Source organism: Clostridium celatum (assembly GCF_021412605.1).
Taxonomy (GTDB): domain Bacteria; phylum Bacillota; class Clostridia; order Clostridiales; family Clostridiaceae; genus Clostridium; species Clostridium celatum.
In genome coordinates this window covers 59,010-81,621 of the sequence record NZ_JAJKGM010000007.1, presented here as the reverse complement: position 1 = coordinate 81,621, position 22,612 = coordinate 59,010, and the positions used below count along the sequence as shown (strand labels likewise).

Annotated in this window: 18 protein-coding genes and 1 other annotated feature; of the genes, 2 read left to right on the top strand and 16 right to left on the bottom strand. The window is 28.8% G+C overall.

Annotated elements, in window-relative coordinates:
• Positions 1 to 8: 8 nt before the first annotated feature.
• The 8 genes from LPC13_RS05010 to LPC13_RS04975 form a co-directional block, all read right to left on the bottom strand.
• Entirely contained in the window at positions 9 to 1,424 is a 1,416-nt protein-coding gene (locus tag LPC13_RS05010) for a condensation domain-containing protein (RefSeq protein WP_005216070.1), read from the bottom strand.
• Positions 1,402 to 2,391: an alpha/beta hydrolase gene (locus LPC13_RS05005; protein WP_234088645.1), complete on the bottom strand. Its 990-nt coding sequence runs from the start codon at positions 2,389 to 2,391 to the stop codon at positions 1,402 to 1,404. Before LPC13_RS05005 ends, LPC13_RS05010 begins: the two co-directional genes overlap by 23 nt.
• A 27-nt stretch (positions 2,392 to 2,418) precedes the next feature.
• Complete coding sequence (locus LPC13_RS05000) at positions 2,419 to 2,814, bottom strand: MerR family transcriptional regulator (RefSeq protein ID WP_005216073.1); 396 nt, start codon at positions 2,812 to 2,814, stop codon at positions 2,419 to 2,421.
• Between the two features lie 336 nt (positions 2,815 to 3,150).
• The gene (locus tag LPC13_RS04995) at positions 3,151 to 3,831 is read right to left on the bottom strand and encodes an amino acid ABC transporter ATP-binding protein (protein ID WP_005216075.1); all 681 of its coding nucleotides are present in this window, start codon (positions 3,829 to 3,831) and stop codon (positions 3,151 to 3,153) included.
• 10 nt (positions 3,832 to 3,841) lie between these two features.
• Positions 3,842 to 4,516 (bottom strand): amino acid ABC transporter permease, encoded by a 675-nt coding sequence (locus tag LPC13_RS04990; protein ID WP_005216077.1) that lies wholly within the window; start codon positions 4,514 to 4,516, stop codon positions 3,842 to 3,844.
• A 36-nt stretch (positions 4,517 to 4,552) separates the two neighbouring features.
• Positions 4,553 to 5,365 (bottom strand): amino acid ABC transporter substrate-binding protein, encoded by an 813-nt coding sequence (locus tag LPC13_RS04985; protein ID WP_005216079.1) that lies wholly within the window; start codon positions 5,363 to 5,365, stop codon positions 4,553 to 4,555.
• 151 nt (positions 5,366 to 5,516) lie between these two features.
• Positions 5,517 to 5,714, bottom strand: a complete 198-nt coding sequence (locus tag LPC13_RS04980; RefSeq protein WP_040420211.1) for a hypothetical protein — start codon at positions 5,712 to 5,714, stop codon at positions 5,517 to 5,519.
• A 125-nt stretch (positions 5,715 to 5,839) separates the two neighbouring features.
• Positions 5,840 to 6,382, bottom strand: a complete 543-nt coding sequence (locus tag LPC13_RS04975; RefSeq protein ID WP_005216083.1) for a tryptophan transporter — start codon at positions 6,380 to 6,382, stop codon at positions 5,840 to 5,842.
• Between the two features lie 119 nt (positions 6,383 to 6,501).
• Positions 6,502 to 6,760 (bottom strand) — a binding site (T-box leader).
• Between the two features lie 153 nt (positions 6,761 to 6,913).
• Between LPC13_RS04975 and LPC13_RS17160 the strand changes: the two genes are divergently transcribed.
• Complete coding sequence (locus tag LPC13_RS17160) at positions 6,914 to 7,597, top strand: lysoplasmalogenase (protein ID WP_005216093.1); 684 nt, start codon at positions 6,914 to 6,916, stop codon at positions 7,595 to 7,597.
• A gap of 121 nt (positions 7,598 to 7,718) precedes the next feature.
• On the opposite strand, the gene speC is transcribed toward LPC13_RS17160, so the two are convergent.
• The 7 genes from speC to LPC13_RS04940 form a co-directional block, all read right to left on the bottom strand.
• Positions 7,719 to 9,869: an ornithine decarboxylase gene (gene speC, locus LPC13_RS04970; protein WP_234088644.1), complete on the bottom strand. Its 2,151-nt coding sequence runs from the start codon at positions 9,867 to 9,869 to the stop codon at positions 7,719 to 7,721.
• A gap of 259 nt (positions 9,870 to 10,128) precedes the next feature.
• On the bottom strand, positions 10,129 to 10,509 hold the full coding sequence (locus LPC13_RS04965) for a thioesterase family protein (RefSeq protein ID WP_195244672.1): 381 nt from the start codon (positions 10,507 to 10,509) through the stop codon (positions 10,129 to 10,131).
• A 175-nt stretch (positions 10,510 to 10,684) separates the two neighbouring features.
• The gene (locus tag LPC13_RS04960) at positions 10,685 to 16,294 is read right to left on the bottom strand and encodes a discoidin domain-containing protein (protein WP_234088643.1); all 5,610 of its coding nucleotides are present in this window, start codon (positions 16,292 to 16,294) and stop codon (positions 10,685 to 10,687) included.
• A gap of 361 nt (positions 16,295 to 16,655) precedes the next feature.
• On the bottom strand, positions 16,656 to 18,023 hold the full coding sequence (gene rlmD, locus LPC13_RS04955) for a 23S rRNA (uracil(1939)-C(5))-methyltransferase RlmD (protein WP_005216103.1): 1,368 nt from the start codon (positions 18,021 to 18,023) through the stop codon (positions 16,656 to 16,658).
• Between the two features lie 221 nt (positions 18,024 to 18,244).
• Positions 18,245 to 18,655: a hypothetical protein gene (locus LPC13_RS04950; protein ID WP_005216105.1), complete on the bottom strand. Its 411-nt coding sequence runs from the start codon at positions 18,653 to 18,655 to the stop codon at positions 18,245 to 18,247.
• 66 nt (positions 18,656 to 18,721) lie between these two features.
• Positions 18,722 to 19,390, bottom strand: a complete 669-nt coding sequence (locus LPC13_RS04945) for a hypothetical protein (RefSeq protein ID WP_005216107.1) — start codon at positions 19,388 to 19,390, stop codon at positions 18,722 to 18,724.
• Between the two features lie 135 nt (positions 19,391 to 19,525).
• Positions 19,526 to 20,203 carry a ComEA family DNA-binding protein gene (locus tag LPC13_RS04940; RefSeq protein ID WP_005216108.1) on the bottom strand — a complete coding sequence of 226 codons (678 nt, stop codon included), beginning with the start codon at positions 20,201 to 20,203 and terminating at the stop codon, positions 19,526 to 19,528.
• A gap of 141 nt (positions 20,204 to 20,344) precedes the next feature.
• Here LPC13_RS04940 and LPC13_RS04935 point away from each other — a divergent pair, with 141 nt between their 5' ends.
• Entirely contained in the window at positions 20,345 to 21,646 is a 1,302-nt protein-coding gene (locus LPC13_RS04935) for a serine-type D-Ala-D-Ala carboxypeptidase (protein ID WP_005216124.1), read from the top strand.
• A 22-nt stretch (positions 21,647 to 21,668) separates the two neighbouring features.
• Here the strand turns inward: LPC13_RS04935 and LPC13_RS04930 are convergent, their stop codons facing one another.
• Positions 21,669 to 22,568 (bottom strand): RluA family pseudouridine synthase, encoded by a 900-nt coding sequence (locus LPC13_RS04930; protein ID WP_005216126.1) that lies wholly within the window; start codon positions 22,566 to 22,568, stop codon positions 21,669 to 21,671.
• Positions 22,569 to 22,612 lie beyond the last annotated feature (44 nt).

Sequence of the window (22,612 nt, the reverse complement as noted above, 5' to 3'; positions counted from 1 at the left end):
AAACTCCTTTAAACCATTTCTATAATTTCGCCTACTGTTTTATCTTTATTCTCTATTCCTGTAAATAAAATTTTACATAAATAATAATACATATACTCTAACTTTTCTGTTGTTACTCTGCCTGTTTGATATTCAAAATTAAAATCTAATCCATTATCACTAGCACGATGCATAACTGTAAGATATAAAGCATGTGCACAAGCACCATTAGAATACCAATTAGTTTTATAATCAATACTTTCAAAGCTAACTGTTTGTCCTGGTCTTTGTTTTAAATCATTTTTAGTTAAAGGTTGATAAGTCAAGCTAAGTGGTTCATACGTCTCCCCAGGCAAATTATTGTAAAACATTCTTCTATATTCTAAACATTTTACTGGATCATAATTTGAATGCCTAAATAGTTTATTTTGTTCTTTTCTTATTTCCTCTAATCCTTCCATAAAAGTCATATCTCTTTTAACTATTGTTCTACATGGAAAACAATGCACTCTAGTTCCCCCTGATAGCTTTTCACTTAAAGTTGCTCTTCTTGCTATTGTTGACATTATAGAAACATCATCTTCATCATTAAACTTTTGAAGGTATGTTCTAAGCCCCATAATAAGTAAACAAACCATTGGAATTTTATTTTCTTCACAGAATCTTTCTAATAAATGAGAAGGGTGTGCTTCTAAGTTAAAAATTGTTATATTAGCATCTACGTTGTTGCTAGTATTAATTACTGATCTTAAATTCTCACTATCTCTTTGTAATCTTTCTAATCGTAGTCTTTCTTTTCCTTCTATATCATTAAATATTGGTTCTTTACACTCTATTAATTCTTTAAAAAATTTTTCATCTCTTTCTTTAGCTTTGTTTCCTAATTCATATGTCAAATCTTTCTCTATTTGTTCAATATATGAAGCCATTTCTCTTGGATATGGAATGCCTTCATATTTTAAATGACAATATATTTCAATAATATCTTTCATAAATACTATTAAAGATTGTGCATCCATAGTCATATGATCTACCAATAAATAAATTCCTTTATATCCTTCTGGCATTGATATCATAACAACTTTATTTAATGGTTTATTTTCTCTCTCAAAAGGTGTTTCTGTCCATTCTCTCATTTTCTTTTCAGCATCTTCTACTTTCCAATGTGAAAATTCAAAAAATTCTATATATCTAGTTTCTTTTTCTGCAACATATTGCATTACATTTCCAGATTCATCATGAACAAATCTAATTCTCATTGCTTCACATCTTTCATATGCCCTATATACTGCTTCTCTTAAAACTTCAAAATCAATATCTTCCTTTATAGTTAAACTAGTTCCTATATTTAATACTTGTTTTTTAGGACAATAAGTTAAAGTATAAAAATGTAATTTTTGTGCAGCTGTTAATGGATACAACTTAATATCTTTTTCTTTTATCATTATTACCCGCTCCTATTTCATCTAATATATATTTACTAATAAATTTTTTTATATTTTCTTCATAAATTTCAGTTTCTTTATAATACGATTCAGCATGTCCAGCTTCTTTAACTATTAATATTTCCTTGTCTGAATGACAATTATCATATATATCATGACACATTCTACATGGAACAAAAGTATCATTAGCTCCATGAATAAATAATATTGGTACAGTAGCTCGTCTTACTTCTATATCTGCATTACACTCTTTAAAATTATATCCAGCCATTTTTTTACACATATTACTTACAATATTTATAACTGGAAACGGAGGAATATGATACATATTTTTTAAAACGTCACTAAAAACTTCCCATGGCGATGTAAATGCACAATCAGAAATAATAAATTTAACATTATTAGGTAAATGCAATCCACTTGCCATAACTACAGTGGCTCCTCCCATGGATATTCCGTGAAGTAAGATCTGACACTCTTCTCCAAACTTTTCAACCACATAATTAATCCATTTTAATACATCCATTCTATCTAAGCATCCAAAGCCTATATACTTACCATCACTTTCTCCATGTGCTCTTGCATCCACCATTAATATATTAAAATCATTTTCCTTATAAAATTTTGATATTGCAGCAAAATCACTTGTTGCTCCTTTACTTGAATATCCATGAAAACAAATTACTACTTTTTTTGAATTCTCATTTGGAACTAAAACACCATGAAGTCTTAAGCCATCATCTGAAGTTATATATACATCTTCTCTTTCTTGAAGCATTAGCCACGCTTTTCTTTCTTTAATAAAAGGAATATAGTTATCCCAATTAGTTCCAGACATCTTTTGTGTTCTTTCAGTTTTTACATTCTTTCTTATTAAGACTCTTTCTAATAGATATCTTGCCATAACTACTTCTGTTAAAGCTGCTAACCCAATTATTCCAGCACCAATAAATAACCTTTTGCTCATATTTCCCCCTTATTCTTAAATAAATTGCTATTTCAAATTCAATAAATCTTCATCATCTATTAAGTCTGCTATTGCTTCATCATATTGACATAATTTTTTAGATGCTAATTCTAAATTTGACATTATACCTTGAACTTTTTTTCTAACATAATCTCTATATCTAATCATAAGTTCCCTTCTTTGTTCTATAGTCTTATCACCTTGTAAAAAAAGATTTATATATTCTCTTATATTAGAAATTGGCATATCAATATCTCTAAGACTTATTAGCAGTCTAATCCACTCTAAGTCCTCTTCAGTATATTTTCGCACTCCATTTTCATCTTTTTTTATAAAGGGAGTTAGTCCTTCTTTGTCATAATATCTAAGAGTATGTATAGAAACATTAAGCTTTTCTGCTGCTTCTTTTATCAAATATTTCATTTTATCCCTCCTAATGGTAATTATAAATACTAGAGTGCACTCTATGTCAAATCTTATATTAATCCATATAATTACATTTTCCTCTTTATTATTACAATATTCTTTAGGATATTTTTAATAAATTTAATATTATTTGTCATTTAAACCTTTACTTAAATATGTAAATATTTTTTAATAAATAAAAAAAAGATGATGTATTACAAAAAAATATCATCACCTTTCTCAAATACCCTTGTACTATACTTTATTTAAACATTTCTGAAATAATAAAGTTAAACTAGTTTTGATTTATTATTTATTTTTTCTATTAATCATAATCGTAACTAAACTAATCTTTTAACTGAATATATCCTTGTGAACAATTTTCCCCTTATCCATAGATATAATTCTATCTGCTACACTTCTAGCAAAACTCATATCATGAGTAATTATTAAAGTTGTCATTCCCTTTTCACTTACACTTTTTATAAGTTTAGAAACTTCTTCTGTCAAATTAGGGTCTAAAGCTGACGTTGGTTCATCAAAACACATAATCTTAGGTTCTAATGCTAATGCTCTACCTATTGCAACCCTTTGCTTTTGCCCTCCTGAAAGTTCAAAAGGATAATTATTTTCCTTACCTTTTAATCCTAAAAACTCTAATATTTCAGTTGCCTTTTTTATTGCATTACTTTTTCCTTCACCATTAACTCTTATTGGAGCTTCAATTATATTTTCTAATACAGTCATATGTGGAAATAAATTAAACCCTTGAAAAACCATTCCTATATCTTTTCTAATTTCTTTTATTTCTTTTTTCTTAGCTTTATTTCCATCCCTATAAAGATATCTACCATTAATTTTTATACTTCCACTATCTGCATCCTCTAATGCATTTACTATTCTTAATAGTGTGGTTTTTCCTCCACCAGATGGTCCTACTATAACTACTATTTCACCCTTTTTAACTTGCAAATCTATTTCTTTTAAAACTTCTTCTTTTCCAAATGACTTTCTTAATCCTTCTATTCTTAACATAATATATCACCTACCTGTAATAGCTATATTTATTTTCAATGTTGTTCATTATTTTAGACAAGGTCCATGTTAAAATAATATACACTATTCCAATCACTATAAGTGGCATTAAATTTGCATCCCTATTAACTGCATTTTTACCAACCTTAAGTAGTTCATCTATACCTATAATATAAACAAGTGCCGTATCCTTTACTAAAGTAATTACCTCATTGCCTACTGGTGGTATAACTCTCTTTAATGCTTGCGGTAATATTATTCTGAAAAAAATATCTTTTTTTGATAATCCTAATACTTCTGCCCCCTCGTATTGCCCTTCATCTATAGATGCTATTCCAGCTCTAAATATCTCCCCAAAATATGCTGCATAATTTAAAGTAAATGCTATTATTGCTGCGGTAAATCTATCAAATACTATTCCTAAAAGTGGCAAACCAAAAAACACAAAAACTATTTGAAGCAACAATGGAGTTCCCCTCATTATTGTTATATATAAATTAGTTATTTTATTTATAATTTTATTCTTAGATAATCTTCCAATTGCTACTATAATTCCTAAAGGAAGAGAAAGAACCAATGTAACTATAAATAGTTTTAATGTTTCAATTAATCCATCCAACACCTGTGGCATTAGTGTTATAAAATATTTAGATAATTCTGTGATAAAGTTAGCTATATTGTCCATATTTTCTCCTCCTATAATTTAACACTTAATTTATCACTAATCAGTAATATCTTCACCAAACCACTTTTCAGAAATCTCTTTCATAGTTCCATCTTCTTTCATTTCATTTAATGCATTATTTATAGCTTGTACTGTTTTAGAATCCCCTTTTCTTATTCCAATTCCATATTCTTCATTTCCATAATCATCATCTAAAACATTAAATTTATCTTCACCTTTTAATTTGATATAATATCTAACTAATATTTCATCGGCAACTACAGCATCAATTCTTCCTGCTTCTAAATCCATTAATGCTTGATTGTTATCTTCATAGGTAACAGCCTTTCCACCATCAAAGCTAGCATATAACTCTGCCTCCTTTTCCATGGCAACTACTGCTGAAGACTCATTTTGTGCTCCTACTTTTTTCCCTTTCAAATCTGATTTACTTTTAATATTACTATCTGCTAAAATAACAATAACTTGTCTATTGTTTAAATAAGGATCTGAAAAATCTACTTTTTCTTTTCTATCCTCTGTAATTGTATATCCATTCCATATAAAATCTATATTATTGCTATTTAATTCAGTTTCTTTCATTGACCAATCTATAGGTTGAAATTCTACTTCCTTTCCTAGCCTTTCTATAACTTCCTTTGCTAAATCAACATCAAACCCAACTATTTTTCCACTATCATCTCTAAATCCCATTGGTGCAAATGCATCATCTATTCCAACAATTAATGTCTCTTTATCAATAGTAGAATTATCCTCTAATGATTTATTAGCATTCCCACACCCTATCATGCCCAAAATTATTCCCCCTATACCTACTATTGCAATTAATTTTCTAATTCCCTTTTTCATTTATAGCTCCCCCTTATCCTTTTATTATATTAACACTTTATCACACTAAATTATTAAAGTCAATATCACTTTTTCTATTTTTATCCAAATTAAAAAAATGGATAATATAAATACATACAAGTATCTATACTATCCACTATTATATTATTACTTATCTCTCTTTGTTATTCTCTAATTTTAAAATCATTTCATAATATGTTATTTCATCAATTTGGCCACTTAAAAACTTCTCTTTTATTACTTCTTTGGGATTTATTCTAACTGGAACTAATACTCCTTCTTTATACTCTTCTTCTTTAGTTATAAGATAAATTATACCTATAGATATTAATAAAGCAAATATAATCATAATGAAAACCTCCATTTCAGTCTTCTAATTTATTTTCATTATATCCCAACAATATGTCAAAATGATGTCAAAAAAACATATTTTTCTTTAATATTAAATCATATCAACAAAATATTTCTTATAAATTATCTAGCATAAGCTATTCTTTTCATTGATATCTCTACTACTTTATATAAGAATAGTCCGGCAATTAAATTAATTGCTGTCGCAGGTAATACTACTGTTAAAAATAATGCTATAAACGGTGCTGGCAATCCAACTATAAACTGTGCTGCTAATAAAAATATAGTTCCACTAATTAAAGTTCCAATAGGAAAAACTAAAGCTAGTACAATACTTTTTCTCTTTTTCTCACTTAAATTATTTATTAATTTAATCTTATTAATACCAAATATAATTAAATATACAACATTTGCAGTAACAATCTTATCTATCACATTTGGAATTTGACCACCTGGAAATTTAGTTGTAAGTGCAGTAAATACTCCTGTTATTATTGCAGATATTATAGATGTCTTATAATCATCTTTATTAATTAGCATTATTATAAATAGCATAACTAGTGAAAAATCAGGTTGCATAGGTAACCCTATAGCAGGTGTTATTTGATGTAGTAATGCTCCAACAGCTAAAAGTATTGCATTAATAGTTAATTTTCTTGTATTCATAAAATTTTCCCTCCAAAATTTAATTAATATATTATTTTTCCATTCTTCAATATCATCTTCACTAGAAACAGTTCATACCATCAAAATCACCTCCTAAATAAAAAAACTCCGTCCTAAATACATAGGACGGAGTATAATCCGCGATACCACCTAATTTGTATATATAATAGATATCTTAATTATATATACCTCTCATTTTCAAGCACTAACATGCTCTATCTCCTATAACGTGGAGCTTACGGTAACCGGTACTCTAATAAAATTTCCCTTTACTCCTAACAGGCCCATTCACCAAATCTTTTCTTACTAGGATCACACCACCCCTAGTTCTCTGAAGCGAACCTTAATTTAGTTACTCTCCCTGCTCATTGGATTTAATTCTTCCTTTATTTGTATAATATTCTTTTTGGATGTTTTTGTCAACATTTTTTATATAATATTTAAATTTTATTTATATACTTACTATTATCATATATATACAAAAGCTAGAATATTATATAAATAATTTTTATATGGAGGTTTTAATTTTAAATGAATTGTTATATATTTGTATTTCTCTGTCTTTTAAGCCTAAGCATATTAATATATTCAACTCATACATCAATTAAGAATTTTAGGCTTATCTCTAAAACTTTAACTAGCTTATGCTTTTTACTTATTTCATTATCTGCCTATTTCAATAACGCCAATAATTTCAACTACTTTTTGCTCATTTTTATTGGTTTAATTTTTTCTTTTTTAGGTGATCTATTTCTTGGAATCAATAATTCTAATTCAATTTCTAATAACACATTATTTCTATGTGCTTTAATTAGTTTTTCTATTACACATATCTTTTACTCTTTATCATTCATTAATTTATCTAAGCTATTTTTTAGAAACTTCTTATTTGCAATCATGCTAGCTTTTATATTAATTTCTATATTAAAATGTATTAAAAAAATTAATTTTAAAAATATGTTCATTCCTGTATGCTTTTATGCTCTAATTATCTCATTTATGGTGTGTACTTCACTTTCTCTTGTTAATATAACTTATTTAAACAATATATATCTATCTTTAATTATATCTGGTACTGTTATTTTTTTAATTTCTGATTTTATTTTAGCTTTTGTTTTATTTTATAAGGATTGTTCTAAAGTTGTTAGTAGATTAAACTTGATTACTTACTATGTAGGACAAATACTTATTTCCTTAAGTATTCTTTATATTTAATAAAGTTTATACAGCATATATACTTTTTAATAAATCATAAATAAAAAATGACAAATATAGAGATATATTTTTTATCTCTATATTTGCCATTATTATTGTTTAATTTTTATTAATCTATATCTTATTTATCTAGAACATATCCATAAGCTCTTATTTTTCCATTTTCTTTTTCAAGATAAACACCTTGAATTTCTGGAGCAAAGCCTGGGAATCTATTAATTCCCTCTTCTAAAATTGAAAAATACTTTTGTGCTACTGTATTCCATCTTTCACCTGGCACTACACAAAATACTCCTGGTGGATATGGAAGTGCTCCCTCTAAAGCAATTTCTCCAACGATATCGCTTAAAGGAACTAGCTTAGCATTATTTCTCTTTAATTCAACATTAGCTTCATTAGGATTCATAACATATTCCGGAAGAGAATTTCTCCTAAACAATAATTTTTGATATGTCTTAGCATCATTTTCTTTATAAAAATCATGCATTTCTTGACATAACCTTTTTATTGTATATCCTTTGTAACGTTCTTCATACTTAGCATAAAGTTTTGGTAATACTTTACTTAATGGTGCATCTTCCTTTATAAGACTCTCAAATCTTACAAGATGGTCTACAAGGCCTTGCATCTTCTCTGTAGTTTCTGCTGGTGTTAATAAAAATAATATTGAATTTAAATCATTCTTTTCTGGTACAACTCTATGATCTCTTAAATAGTTTGCTAATATTGTTGCCGGTATACCAAACTCTTCATATTCACCTGTTTCTACATTTATTCCTGGAGTTGTTAACATAAATTTATTAGGATCTACAAAATATTGATTTTCTCCATATCCTTCAAACGAATGCCATTTTTCTCCTGGATAAAATTTAAAGAACTCAATATCATTGGCTATTTCTTCAGCATTATAATCCTGCCATAGTTTTCCTCTAACTGTTGGTGGAATAAATGGTTTTAACATTGTACATCTATCTAAAACATCTTTTCTCGCTTCTATCCCAACCTTTATACAATCAGCCCAAAGTTTTTTTCCTGCTTCTCCATCTTGCATTCTTGCATTAACATCTAATGCTGCAAACAATGGATAAAATGGGCTCGTTGATGCATATAACATATAAGCATTATTAAAACGCTTATGGTCAACATAACGCTTTTGTCCCTTAAGATGGCTATCCTTCTTATGAATTTGTGAAGTCTGAGAAAATCCTGCTTGTTGCTTATGTATAGATTGAGTAACTAATATTCCAGGGTCTTCTGGTTTTAAATCCAATAATAATGGAGAGCAATCTCTCATCATAGGTATAAATTGCTCATATCCAACCCAAGCAGAATCAAATAATATATAATCACAAAGATGACCTATTTTATCTACCACTTGTCTGGCATTATATATAGTTCCATCATAAGTTCCTAATTGAATTACTGCTAATCTAAAAGGTCTCTTTTCTTTTGCTTTTTCACTATCAACCTTTGCTGCTTCATTTCTTAGATACTCTTCATTAAAACAATGCGCATCTATTCCACCAATAAATCCAAAGGGATTACGTGCAGTTTCTAAATATACAGGCTTTCCTGCTGATGAAACCAACGCTGAATTATATATAGATTTATGATTATTTCTATCAAATAAAACTAAATCTCCAGGCGATACTATTGCATTTATAACTACAGAGTTTGATGTGCTTGTTCCATTCATTACAAAGTAAGTCTTATCTGCATTATATACCTTTGCTGCATATGCTTGAGCTGACATTGCTGGCCCTTCATGTATTAATAAGTCTCCTAAGTCAACATCTGCATTACATATATCTGATTTAAATATATTTTCTCCAAAAAACTCATACATTGCTCTTCCTGCTGGATGCTTTATAAAATATTGTCCACCTTGATGTCCAGGACAAGCAAATTGTAAATTTCCTCTTCTTGAATACTCACTTAAAACATTAAAAAATGGTGGTAACATTTCCTCTTCATATTTATCAGCAACTTTATTTAATTCCTTACTAAATATTTCTTCATTTAAGTCACTAATAGTTATTATTTTATATACTTTATCATTAATTTCGCAGCTAATATCATTAGTCTCAGCTATAACAAATATTGCTATTCCAAATCTTGTATCATATATATCATTTATAACTTCAATATCATTTTCATTAACTACTGCAGCAGCTACATCTGTATAATCAGTGGTGCCTACTTGTATAGTTTCTCTATCAGTAAAAAAGTAATTTCTAGTTCTTTCGGTACAAGCAATCTTTAAAGATTTCATGTCTTTTCCCCCTTATCTTTTTAGTTCTATATTTATGTTTTGCTTAATTTTAAAATTATATTATAAATATATCTTATTAATTAATATGATAATTATATAGTTAGTCCTTTTTAATGTAAATGATATGAAAATAATAAAATAAAAAATATTTAATCTTTATTTCATACAAAAGCTATTAATAAGAGGATATATCAAAACTTATTTTGATATATCCTCTTTAACAAAACATTAATTTTGTCTTTTTAACTTCTAATAAAATTTATTTATTATCAGTTTTATTTTGGAATTCTTCATTATCAATTATAAAACGCTCATGGATGCCTTCACCAATTTTTCCACGTTCGTCAAAAGCTTCAACTTTAAATACCATTCTTTTTCTATCAATTTCAATTAACTCACTTTTTGCAATTACTTCCATGCCAATAGGTGTGCTAGTAAGATGCTTTATATTCATAAGTATCCCTACACTACCTTTTCCCTCTTCTAATTCATCTTGAATACTTTTATATGCTGCTTCCTCCATAAGTGCAACCATAGCAGGTGTTGCGTATACCTTTAATTCTCCACTTCTTAAAGTTTTTGCAATATTACTTTCATTTACAACATCTTTAGTTTCACCAGTTATTCCTACTTTAATCATCCTATTATCTCCTGTTAAAGTTTTTATTAATTATATAATAATAATTTTAACATAAATACTATTTTTATAAACTTAAAAATAATAACTTAACATTATATTTAAGTAGTATTCTTAAAAAGCTTATATTTATAGTTAAAAGGCAAGGGAATACTTCCCTTGCCTATATAAATTAAAATTATTTTTTAACTGCTGACTTTTTAGCGAACATAAATGCAGCGCCTAAACCTAGTAATATAATTCCAACAAATAGAACATTTCTAGTATCTACACCACCTGTTTGAGGAAGTTTACCTTCACCCTTTCCAGCGTTTCCATTGGTAGAACTATTTCCACTGTTATTGCTTCCACTATTATTATTTACAGTTGAACCAGTAGTTTCGTTATCAGTAATTTCGTTATCACTAGTTCCATTTCCACCTTCATTTTCACCTGAAGCTATTTCAACTAAATTATTTACTGCTTTAGTTAAATTAGCACTTGCTAATTCTATATCTTCTTTAGTTGAATTTTCATCTGCAAATATTTCTTTAGCAGTTCTTAATTCATTTTGAAGGGCTACCACGCTTTCTTCAGTATATTTAGCTAAATCCATATTTTCTACTTTATTTATTAATTCTTCTAACAGATCCTTATTTGGTTTTAATCTTAATTCTAAGAATGCTCTTAGTAATTCTTCATATGAATTAGCTACTTCTTCAGCCATAGCATTTTCATCAGCTATTACAGCTTTTGAAGCTTCTAATTTAGCAGCCAACTTATCCCAAGTATTAGTAATATACTTACTTGAATCTAAAGCATCTATTTTTTCTATTAAAGCTTCTAATTGAGTTTTATCACCCTTTTCAAAGCTTAACATTTCCATTACGCTTCTTAATCTTTCAAAAGCTTGATCAATTTCATCTTGAGTAGCCTTATCATTTTCTAAAACGCTTTGAGCTTCTGCAAGTGCTGCTTTAAACTCATTAACAACAGCTGGTACTACATTTTCTAATTCAGCTTCAGTTACTTCTAAAGCTAATTCAACAGCTATTTCTAAGGCAAGCTTATTTGTATTTTCACTACCTTCTTCTTTTGCATAACCTTGTATTTTAATTGAAGCAGATACATTTCTTGCTGTAACTGTAATTATAGCTTCACCTTCACCTTTAATTGTTACTTTACCATCTTGATCTACTGTTGCTACTGCTTCATTTGAAGAAGTCCATGTTAGTGTATCTACATAATCTACTGGTGTTACTACTGGTGCTAATGTAATTTCATCACCAATATATCCAGTCTTTGATTCTGCATCAAATTCTATTGAAACAATAGAGTTATCTACAGCTGGCATTCCGAATATCTCTAATTCATTAACATGATTTGTTGTTCCTTTGTTTGAACCATACATATAAATTCTTACATATTGAGCATTTACTTTATCAAATTCAATAGCTTTTCCTGTCGCTGTTTCTGCATAAAGTTCATCAGTTCCAGCACCCTTACCATGTACATTATCAGCATCTGAATTATATACAATCACAGAATTTGTAAAGTTTGGATTGCTTGATACTTCAATTACTGTAGCATCATAAATTCTTCCATCTGCCCAGTAACGATATAAATTCATATTTTCTAATGTGTATAACTTTCCTAAGTCAATTTCAACATATGATGATTCTTTCTTTCCATCTTGTCCAAATTCACCATAGTTACCATTTACATTATCCTTAATTCCATCAGTAATCATTGATAAAGGACGATCATTGTTAAGAGTTAAGTCATCTCCATTTGTCCATTTACCTGTAACTGTTGCATCTAATGCTACATTTGTAACTTCTAATTTTTCACCATAAACTTGTACATATCCAACAGCCATAAACTTATTAGCATTTTGAGATTGCCAATGATAAGATTGTGTTGCTTTTAATCTAATGTGAGTTGCAGCAACTTCATCAAATCTGATTTCTGTTGTTGCTCCTGTAGTTTCTCCAGCCGCAACTTGTTTCCAAGTTTCGCCACCATCATTACTTACTTCTAAGATATAGTCTAGTAAGCTTCCTGTACAATCATAATTTACTGATGAGTGATAACGCTTTGTATAATCGAAACCATTGATATTATATAATCCATTTAAATCAATTGTTACGTATGCATTATTTTCAATTCCATCACTATATTCTTCAGTAATCCAATATACTGATGGATCTTCAACAAATATATTTTCAGGAGTAGTTGAATCTCCACTAGATGGTACTTCTACTGTAAATTCACTTGGATCTAAAGCTGTTTTACTATCTTCTACTTCACCTTCTAATAAATCTGCTACTTCATCATAACCTAAAGATTTATTGAATACTGCAAAGTAATTCATTGAATTTAAAATTTCAGTATTATTTTCTTCTACATATTTATCAACATTACTTAATTCATAATCTGATTTATTTAATGTTCCATCAACATATACTTTAATTAATCCATTATTTTCTTTAACTCCAACAATTTGGTGTTCTTCTCCATCTAATATTGATACAGATGCAGTTGCTCTTGCTTCATCAACTTGGAAATAAGGTTTTCCTTCAGCATCAATACCAATTTCATAAGCACCCTCTTGTTTAGCTAATGCAGTATTACCTTCTAAGTTAGCTGTATCTACTGTAGCTGCTACTGAGTATCCATATTTACCATATACATTTTCTTCTATTGTTCCATTTACAACATCTTCTGCTTCATATACTTTATAATCTGCATAATATGTTAATTCAGTTGAATTATCTCCAATTACATTATTGCTTGCATCTTTAGCACCAGCAACACTAATAGTTACTTTTTCTGAAGATGTCATTGAATCTGCTAATGTTACCTTGTAAGTAACCTTATCTGCTAATCTTTCTACACTTGCAACATTATGACCAGCAACTGTAACTGTAGGTTCAACAACTCTTTCAGTGAACTTAACAATAATTTCATTTTCACTAGTAGCTTGTGCTTTTTCTACTGTTGGAGCTACTGTATCTTCTACTGTAGATAACTTCCATATTCTTGTTTCACCTGGTTGTAATGTAACAGTTACTGTATCTCCATATTGTAATGTTTGATATGCATCATCTGCACCTTCTGGAACATTGTAGTTATTTACAACTGTACGATAGAATGTTTCATTTGTTTCTCCTACCCCTAAGTTACGATCTAATACAAATGTTAATTCTTGAGCTACATTATTAGGATTACGCATTGAGATAATTCCTTCTGTTCCATCCCATGCAGAGAATCCATAAGTTTCATTTTTTGTAGTTGTTCCAATTGATCCTAAACGTATTGCATCATCTGGATTTCCACCAAACATCTTAGCATTTCTTAATATGTGGAAGTTTTCTTCTGCCCACTCTAAGAATTCTGCATTTACTAAATATTTACCTTCACTTAAAAGGTCTGCTGAGTAATATAATTCCCAGAATGCTGTACCACGAGTAGCCATCATATATAAGTAATTTTGGAATTGTTCATCAGTCATTGAATTTGCATTCATTCCTGTTCCTTCTTTACCATATACAGGGTCATGGTTATAAATATTAGCTAGTGGGAATTGGAATTCATGGTTATGAATAAAGTCATAGTATGCCGCATCACGGTATGTTAACATTCTATCCATATATCCAGAAATTGGACCTGCATCTCCACGGTCATGAATACATTGTAACCAAACTGAATTTGCCCATTGTAAGAACCAAGGACTTGGGTTAACATAACAAGTTAATGATAACCATAATTTATTAATTTGTTCATCTGTTGCATGATCTCTTACTATTTCAAATAAATCAATCCATGCTTCCCATAAATCAGTTACATGATACATTCCCTTGTATCCACCATACATATGATTATTTTCTCTTCCAACTACACCTTCACCCTTAGGGAAAGAATTATATTGTGCATTATCTGAGAATCCATCCCATTTCCAGTAGTTTACTTGATATTCTGTTTGGAATTCTATAAACATATCAATTAAGTTTTCAATGTAAGTTCTATCAGCAACGTCAATTGATCCGCCTGCCTTACTACCCTTACCTGATTTTGTTAAAATATTAGCTAAATGTCCATAGAAGTTATATCCACCACGTGGTCCAACCCATACACCAAAGTTTGAACCAAAGTTTTGAACTAACTCACTTGAAGGATATAGTTTATTCGGGAACTTTGAGTTAAACTCCCAAAATCCCGATTCATTTAAAGTTGTTCCTGCTCTATTAGCATCTACTATATTTGTATCATTATAGTTAATCCATCCATCATCAACTACATATGAATCTAATGGTCGTATTCCTGTTGATGAGAATTGCTTATCAATCTCAATAAATGATTCTAAAATATTTTGATCATCAATAAGCATCATGTTATCAAACCATGAATTATATTGAATACGAAAATCTGTTGGTGTAGCAATATCATCAATATAATCATAGAAGTCTGATTGAATTACTTGCTGTTCAGTAGAACGAGCAGCTCCTACTACTGTTTGCCAAGTTACATATTCACCTTCTGTTGTTAATTGGTTATCACGCTCAAAATCTCCAAAGTTTTTACCACTATAATATCTCATTCTAGCGTTATCATCTACAATTTGTGTATCGCTTAATGGGAATTCTGATCCAAAGAACATACCTTGAATATAAACTGGTTGTCCTAAATTTGCTTTAAATGTTTCCATTTCTACAATTCCACCTGCATCTGTTGGAATTGTCCAAGTAGCGTCTTCTTCATTAACATTTAAAGATTCACAATCAATATAATCAATACGAATATCTGTATCTGAACTTTCAATTTCTATAAATTTACGCATGTAATGATCGCCTTCATACATGACTATTTTTTGAGTAATATCGAATTCAACTCCTAAAGTTTCATATGTTTCAAATGGAAATTCTATTATTTTCCCTTCTTTTTCTTCATTGTTCAATACTACATTTGTTGATTCCACTTTAATGTTATCTACATCTAAAGTTAAATCACTCGTTTTTATTTCATATCCAGTTGAAGCTTCATCATCTTCAATAATATCCTTATGTAGATTGAATTCTGCTCCACCTGCAAATGCTTGTCCGTTTTTTGATGATGTAGCAACAAGTCTTACATAACGACCCTGCGCTTCCTTGTTAAGGTTTACAACAATTTGATTAACTCCATCATACTTAAAATTACCTTGTGCAACTAAGTTTTCAGAATCTGTTATTGTCTCTAAATCATTTGAAACATATAATTCATATCCCAAAATATTCCCATTTGTATCTTCACCTTGTTGACGTGGTGTATACGAGAATGCCTTAAAGCTTGTTTCTTCTTGTAAATCAAATTCTACCCAATGTGGATATTGTTGTGGTGTTCCAGAATAGTTTGAATGCCAGATAGTATTTACATCACCATCAATTAAGTTAGCAGCAGGCCCATCTGAATCCCCTAAATTATTATTTTGTTGGCTACTTGCTGTAGCAGTCCATTTTGAACGATCAATTCCTTCAATTGCTGGCTTTTCTGCTTTTTCTTCAAACAATTTAATAATGAATTCTTCACTACCATCTCCTGGTATGAAAGTTTCATCTGCTCTTAAGTTGTTAATCTCACTTGTTATCAATTTACCATCTGCATAAGTAAATTCACGCTCTAAGTATTGATTTCCTAGAACTAAATTATTGTTTGTTTTTTCGACTCTAATTGAATCAACTTCTACAGCATAAACTGGCGTAATTGACTGTCCAAATAAAGACACTGAAATAAAAGCCGCTAATGCTCTCTGTAATGTTTTCCTTTTCATTTATACCTCTCCTCCCTTTATATGAAAAATATTACAAAAATATCATATCATATTTCCCCTTTTTTTCTTTGCATTTATTAATTAAATAATTGTACTTTTTATAAAAACATTATTATTTTTACATATAACTTCATTATATATTCACTAATATTATAATAAAACTATTATAATGTCTTATATTGTTAATGTTGGTAATTATATTTAAAAAAGAAAAGAGCCCTATTCTTTTATATAATAGTGCTCTTTCCTTTTATATAATATTTCTATTTCTTTATTAACCTAACTACTATGTCAAGCAGTTGGGTGTTTCCAATGGACTATACTCTCCTGGACATTCTTTGTATGGACGACAGTAAAAACCTTACTTCATCGCTCCACTCTTTGTAAGTCTAACAACCGTCTCAGCGTGCGGTGTATTTGGGAACATATCCTTAACTGTGCTTTTATCTACAGTATATCCATGCGCTAATAATACATCTAAATTTTCTACCATTGTCTTTGGATTACAAGAAACATAAATTATCTCAGGTGCGTTAAATTTAATTACATAATCTAAAGCTTTTGGTGAAACTCCACTTCTTGGTGGGTCTAATATTATTATATCTGGTTTATCTTTAACTCTTTTAATAGTTTCTGCAACATCTCCAGCTATAAACTCACAGTTATTTAATCCATTAAGCTTAGCATTTTCCTTTGCTGCTTCAACTGCTTCTTCTATAAGTTCAAGTCCAACAACCTTCTTAGCATTTGGAGCTGCTATTTGACCTATAGTTCCAGTTCCACAATAAAGATCAAATACAACTTTATTTTCTCCATCTCCCATAAAATCTCTAACTAAGCTATAAAGAGATTCTGCTCCCTTAGAATTAGTTTGGAAGAATGAAAATGGAGATATTTTAAATTTAAGTCCAAGTAATGTTTCAACTATGTAATCTCTGCCAAATAATACATTAACCTTTTCTGGTACAACGGCATCAGATAATGAATTATTTTCTGTATGTAATATAGATACTAATTCACCTTTATAGTTTTGAGCCTTAAGTAATTCAGTATATTCAGTTAAATCAAAATCAATTTGAGTTGTAGTAACAAGATTAACCATAAGTTCACCAGTATTAGTTGCTTTTCTAATAACTAAATGTCTTAGATATCCTTCTCTTCTCATTACTCTGTAATATGGTAATCCAGTTTTTCTGAAATATTCTACTGTTGTTTTAAGCACTGTTCTAAAATCTTCATCAACTATCATACAGTTATCAACTGTTAATACGCCAAAAGATTTTCCTTTCATGTGCATACCTAAAGTAAGCTCTCCACCTTTTTCTAAATCTCCAAAAGTAAACTCCATCTTATTTCTATATTCCCAACAGTTTTCGCTTCCTTTAACTCCAAGATACATACCCATAGGTAAATCTCGTGCTTCAAAAAGTTCACAAATTTCATCACTTAAGAATTCTAGTTGTTTTTCATAAGTTAAATTTTGAGAACTACATCCACCACATACTCCAAAATGTGGACATGGTGCTGGTATTTCATATTCTGCTTTTTCCACTACTTCAACAAGTTTAGCCTCTGCATAATTTTCTCTATTTTTCTTTACTGTAGCCTTTACAGTTTGCCCTGGAAAAGCCCCTTTGATCATTATTTTTTTACCCTCAGCTTCACTTATTCCTGTTGATGGAAACTCTATACTATTTATCTTTAGTTCTAACTGACTTCCTCTTTTCATCTTACGCTCCTAATCTCTAATAATTTTTATTTATAATTTTTATTATATATTACTCTTAATTATACTATGTTACTCAATTTACCTTTATCAATAGTAAATTCTATATTAACAATTGTCAATTGCTAATCCTTAACTACTAATAGTATTATACCTTAAATCAATTATAAAAACACCTCTATAAATTATATAGAGGTGTAAGTTCACTTATTAGTTTTTGATAATTATCTAAAAAGTAATTTTCTTGCTAAAGTTTTTCCATGTAACATTTCTTGTATTATTGGATAATATAAAACATTACTTATTATATATAGTATAGTAAACATAGCTTCTTTCATTACAATTTGATATCCTGCTACATTTAATATTAAAGTCAGTATACCAAATAAAACCAATGCTAAACCTATAGCTAATATTTGATCAAACACTCCAGTTAAAAATACCTTTGCATAATAAGTAAATTTCCCTTCGTTTTTTATATCTTCACTAACTAGAAATTCCTTTTCTTCTGCTATCTTTTCTTCTGCACGAATTATTTCTACTTCTTCTTCTAACTCGTCTAATGTTACTTCATTATCTAGCTCATCTAATGTTATTTCTTCTTTTTCTAGGTTTTCATTATTTTTTTCCACCATCTAACCTCCATTTACTATTATTACAACTTATAATATATAAATTGCTGTATATATAATTAAAGCATATTATTTAAACTTATATTCTTTAGTTTCTAGCTTATATAATAAGAAATTATCTGTAATAGTAACTGTTTCCTTTATACCATCTAGATTATTTTCAACACTACTTATACCATCTTTTCCTTCAATGATATCATATATTTCTTTGTTTAATTCAGTATAATCCCTATCATAATCACCAGTAAATGCTGCTGAATATGCTGATAGAGATAATTCTTCTATATTAAACTCTCCAATCTCAATTATACTTTCTTTATCTAAATTAAATCCAAGTTTCATACAAATTTGACCACTTGCTAAATCAGATCCAAATTGCTTAAATCCATAATACATACTTTCTAATCTGTTTTTTTCTGGATTTTCATTATCAAAATATATATAATTATCGTTAACTGATATACCATTTTCTTCTTTTATTTCATTTTCTACAACACTATAATCAAGTGAATATCCTTCTGTTGTAGATATAACTCTTGCTAAACCTTCTTCATATAAAGCTTTTACCTCATCTCTAGTATAGTCATTTGACCATTCTCCAGGTAAAGTTTCCACCTGTCTTAGTTGTACAGCTGAATCTTCACTAACTACATTTGTTTGATTATTATCATTTGAACAACCTACAATAGTAATAGTAATCATAGAGCTTAACATTAAAGCTAGTATTTTTTTCTTCATATTTTTTCCCCCTACATTATTAAATCTGTAGTAATATTTTTTCCTAAATCCTATTAATTATAACATTATAATGCAGTATTTTAAAAGCTTTTGTCGAAATATTTAGTCAAAATTCACACTACTTATAGTGTTTATTTATAATTTAATAAACTCCTTAATTTTTTCAAATGTTTTTTCTCCTATACCATCAACACTTTTTATTTCTTCTATTTTTTTAAATCCACCATTTTTTTCTCTATAAATAATTATTGACTTTGCTTTTACTTCACCAACTCCAGGTATACTTTGTAGTTCACTTTCAGTTGCTGTATTAATATTAATTATATTGTTGCTTTCAGTATCATTTTCTAAAGCATAATTAGTATTGTCTCTATCTTCATCATTTATATTATAAATAATAATTAATTCATGATTGCTTAGCTCCTTTGCCCTATTTATATTACTTATATCAGCTTCATCAGTTAATCCATCTGCTATGTCTATTAAATCTTTTATTATACTTCCTTCATCTAATAAATAAACATCTGGCTTAACTACTTCTCCTTTTATCTCTACAACTATCTTATTTTTAACTCCCGGAGTTTCATTTTCTTTATTTTCATTATTATTTATTTTAACTACCTCTATATCACTATCATCATAATAACTAGTCCCCTCTATGATATTTTCATCTTCTTCAATAAAAATATTATTCATATATTCATCTTTAAAAACATTCTTCTTATTTCTTCCATATGTTAATAAAGAAACTGAAAATATAATAATTAATATAACTATGATGGCAATAGCTTTTTTATTCTTCTTATTATTCATATTTTTTCCTCCATTACTTTATACCTATAATTATTAACATATTTTTATTATCTAAACTTTTATTCACACTTTAAATATAGAAATACTGCTACTTTTTTGATAAAATAGGTAAATGAATACATATTTTATAGGGAGACTATTATGAGAAAGTTCTTAATAAAAATGTTAGTCTTGGTTTTTATCTTTGCTAACATATTTACTACATTGTCAATTGTAGAGTACTCTGCTTTCCCACAACTCTATTCTGAAGCTATATTTTTAATGGATGGGATTACAGGAGATGTTTTATATGAGCAAAATGCCGATATACTTTATGAACCAGCATCAACAACTAAGGTAATGACTGCTATACTTGCAATTGAAAATTGTAACCTTGATGAACCTATTACTATTGGTAAAAATCCACCATTAGTTGATGGATCTCGCATTGGTATTGCTGAAGGTGAAGTTTATACAATGAAGGAATTGCTACTTGGACTTTTATTAGAATCTGGAAATGACTGTGCTGAAGCTATCGCAGAACATATTTCTGGTTCAAATTCAGCTTTTGGTAAGCTTATGACAGAAAAGGCTCATGAAATAGGAGCTACTTCTACAACTTTTAAAAACCCTAGTGGTTTAAGTGAAGAAGGACATGTTACTACAGCACATGACTTAGCTTTAATAATGCAATATGCCCTATCACTACCTGCTTTTATAGAAATATCTAGAACGCCTTATTACTTTTTTGAGGATCATCCTTTTGAAGATGGTACTGAAAAATGGGCCACTAATAGGAATAATTGTTTAGGTGAAGACTCTACTTATTATTACGAGTATCTTTATTCCGGTAAAACAGGATATACTCCTGAGGCAAATCATACGTATACAGCTGCTGCAAAAAAAGATGATCAATTATTAGTTGGTGCTTTTTTAAATGGAGTAGATAAAGCTGGTTTTTATACTAGTGTAGGAGAATTATTTAATTGGGGATTTGAAAACTTTCAAACTAAGAAGATAATTTCTAAAGGTGATACTTTAGACGAATATATATTAGATGATAATACTACTATTCCCTTATTAGCTACAGAAGATATCTATTATACTTCTTCAAGTAATATAACTACTATTAATACGTCAGTAGAATATACAAATAAAGATTTTAGTACTACTTCTATCAGAAAAGGAGATATTCTTTTTAACGCTTCACTTTTAGTAAATGGTGAAAGCTATAAAAATATTGATTTATCTAGTGGTATCACAAGAGAATATACTACAGAAGTTCAGTTACAACAAGCTATAGAAAAAGTTACTAAAAAGAAATCTTTTATTCCTAGAATACTAACTGTTTTTATTATTATAATCTTATTACTGGTATTATTAATACTTAGAATTAGATATGTAAAAAGAAGACGTTCTTTCCTAAAAAGAAGACATAAAATTAGAAAAAAACATAATTTTTAAAAAGAGGCTTTAAGCCTCTTTTTTAAACCCTTAGCATTTCTAAAAGTTGTTGAATATCATCCGGTAATTTAGCTCTTAACTCTAATTCTTCCTTAGTTCTTGGCGACTTGAAGTTTAATCCATATGCATGCAGTGCCTGCCTCTTCATTATCTCAGAATCTTCTTCATATCCATATAAAGTATCACCAAATATAGGGTGTCCAAGAGAGCTTAAATGAACTCTAATTTGATGTGTTCTACCTGTTTCAAGTAGACATTCAACTAAATCTGCATCCTTTAATCTTTCAACTACTTTATAATGGGTTATACTTCTTTGCCCTCTGTCATCAACAACTCTTTTCATATTTCCTTCTTCTTCTGGTCTATAAATTGGTTTATCTATAGTTCCTTGCATTTCTTCCATATGTCCATGTACTATTGTTAAATATCTTTTTTCAATATTATTCTGTTGCATTTCTTTTGATAATTCCATATGGGCATATTGATTCTTAGCTATTATAATAAGTCCTGAGGTATCCATATCTAATCTGCTTACAAGTCTTACAATGCAATTTTGATTAGTTTCTCTAAAATAATATAATAACCCATTAGCTAAAGTCCCACTTTGATATCTCTTAGTTGGATGAACAACCATGTTAGGTCTCTTATTTACTACAATAATATCCTTATCTTCATAAACTATATCTAATTCCATTTTTTCTGGTTCAATATTTTGACTTTCCTTCTTAATTAAATTAATTAAAATATTATCATTTTCCTTTAAAACATAATTCATTTTAACTGGATTATTATTAACTAATATTCTTTTATCAATTGCTGCACCTCTTATAAGTCTTGATGATAACCCCATTTCCTCTTTTAAGTATTCTCTTATCTTTCTACCTTCAAAACTTTTCTCAACACATTTTTCTAAAGTACTCATACGACCCTCCCTAAATAAAATTTAAAATGGCAAATGGCTAATTG